Origin of the sequence: Pseudomonas sp. DE0157, from assembly GCF_007678615.1 — a bacterium.
Lineage (GTDB): Bacteria > Pseudomonadota > Gammaproteobacteria > Pseudomonadales > Pseudomonadaceae > Aquipseudomonas > Aquipseudomonas parafulva_B.
Genome location: NZ_VEJN01000043.1, coordinates 1 through 536 on the forward strand (window position 1 = coordinate 1; position 536 = coordinate 536).

The 536-nt window shown below is 57.8% G+C and carries 1 protein-coding gene; it reads right to left on the reverse strand.

Translation table 11 applies throughout. From position 1 onward, the window contains the following. Nucleotides 1-536, reverse strand: a 536-nt coding sequence (locus FS777_RS21260; protein ID WP_145257589.1) for a GTP-binding protein, incomplete at both ends; no start/stop codon positions are given.

Genomic DNA, 536 nt, shown 5'->3' on the forward strand with positions numbered 1-536 from the left:
TCGTCTTTGCCTTCCAGGGCCATACGAGCGGAACCGATGATGATCGGAGTGTCGTCGCCTGGGAAGTCGTAGGTGGACAGCAGGTCGCGAACTTCCATCTCGACCAGTTCCAGCAGCTCAGCGTCGTCTACCAGGTCAGCCTTGTTCAGGAAGACCACGATGTACGGAACGCCTACCTGACGGGACAGCAGGATGTGCTCACGGGTTTGTGGCATCGGACCATCGGCGGCCGAGCAAACCAGGATCGCGCCGTCCATCTGGGCAGCACCGGTGATCATGTTCTTCACGTAGTCAGCGTGACCTGGGCAGTCAACGTGAGCGTAGTGACGAATGGTCGAGTTGTACTCAACGTGAGCGGTGTTGATGGTGATACCGCGCGCTTTTTCTTCCGGAGCCGAGTCGATCTTGTCGAACTCAACGACTGCCGAACCGAATACTTCGGAGCAGACGCGAGTCAGAGCTGCGGTCAGAGTGGTCTTACCGTGGTCAACGTGGCCGATAGTGCCGACGTTAACGTGGGGAAGGGTACGATCAAA